Annotated in this window: 2 protein-coding genes; both read left to right on the forward strand. The window is 60.3% G+C overall.

Translation table 11 applies throughout. The features are described from left to right. A partial coding sequence (locus MJD61_13435) for an NYN domain-containing protein (GenBank protein MCG8556273.1) occupies positions 1-488 on the forward strand: 488 nt, incomplete at its 5' end. Between the two features lie 548 nt (positions 489-1,036). After that, positions 1,037-1,390: a hypothetical protein gene (locus tag MJD61_13440; protein MCG8556274.1), complete on the forward strand. Its 354-nt coding sequence runs from the start codon at positions 1,037-1,039 to the stop codon at positions 1,388-1,390. Positions 1,391-1,460: the final 70 nt, after the last annotated feature.

Below are 1,460 nucleotides of genomic sequence, written 5' to 3' on the forward strand. Positions count from 1 at the left end.
CCCCTGTTCGCCAACAGGTGTATTACCGTGCCCTCAAGACCGTCCCCGAGGTTCACGTCTTCAAGGGCACGTTCCAGGTCGTGCAGAAGTGGTCGGGCATCGCCCACCGTCCGCCACCGGCCCCGTTTCTGCTTCCTCCGCCAACGATCTACCAGGGACCGCGGCCCGACGTCGCCTTCGTCTACAAGACCGAGGAGAAAGGCTCCGATGTCAACCTCGGCGCACACCTCGTGCGTGACGCCTTCCAGGGTGTATGGGACGTAGCCGTGGTGGTCACCAACGACACGGACCTGTGCGAGCCCATCCGCATCGTAACCCAGGAACTGGCACGCACCGTGGGGCTCATCTGCCCGTCATCCGTGGTCGCCGGATCGCTACGGCCGCTGGCATCGTTCGTTCGCCATATGGACACGGCACGACTTCGCTCGGCGCAATTCCCGGACACCCTCCCTGGCACCACCATCACCAAGCCGGGTGAGTGGGTTTAGGGGCCGGACTCGTTACAGCCACCATATGAAATTACAGAGGCATCATGTTCAATACAGCACCAATGATCGAAAGATAAACGACTTCTCATCCTTAACCTTTGGTTTCGACTGTCCCCGTCATTCCCCATCCCGTACTGAGACGGCAGGTTCATCCTCCGCGTCCTCCGCGCTCCTCCGCGCCCTCCGCGTTCCAACGACACATCGGTTCAACGCGGAGGTCGCCAAGGAGCGCGGAGGACGCGGAGGGGCCGTCCGCCGAGGTTTTTGCGCCGCCCCCCTTGAAATCGCGATCCCGCCCGACCAACTCCTGAAGCGAACACCAGGTGCCCGTACCGGGCCCCATGCCGCCCGTCCTCGCAGTGCCGGGGACGAGAGTGGCCGGGACAACCCTCTTGCACGGACAACACCGGAAATTCCGAGTTGTCGCAACCCGCGCGCTGGCGGAACCGCCGCGCGACAAGAGGAGCATGTGCCATAACGTATATAGTCGACTGAAATCATTTTATCGCATGCGCGTTTTGCGGAGGAATGTTGTAGTGGCGAATTGGATGCGAAATCTCGGACCTGTCATCGTGTCGTCGGCCCTGTTGACCGGGGCATCGACGGCGGAACCCACACTGTTCCCATTCCAGTACAACGGACCGCAGTTCATGGAGCGACCCGGAGATCCCTTTGCGCAGGTCATGTACATTGAAGGACTGTCGGACGCCCTCACGTACATCACCTCCGAGAACGCCATGGGTGCCGAGTTGAGCGCCTGTCATTACGGCGGTACGCGAATTGATCCCATCTTCCTGCTAACACGGACATCGAGCAGGATCGAAAACGACCCCGAACCGAAACCGATCATCGCCACCCTCATGGAGATAATGCGCGAAGCTTGCCAGATGTACTTGAAATGAAGCTCTCGCGGTCCTTGGTAGGGGGAACACGGAGATTGACAGGTTGCGAGACGAAATATCGCGGCTGAAG

This window comes from Pseudomonadota bacterium (assembly GCA_022361155.1).
Taxonomy (GTDB): Bacteria; Myxococcota_A; Polyangia; order Polyangiales; family JAKSBK01; genus JAKSBK01.

Bases quoted from the DNA above. Each gene is read 5' to 3' on its own strand.
- MJD61_13440 (MCG8556274.1), top strand. From the start codon at position 1,037: ATGCGAAATCTCGGACCTGTCATCGTGTCGTCGGCCCTGTTGACCGGG.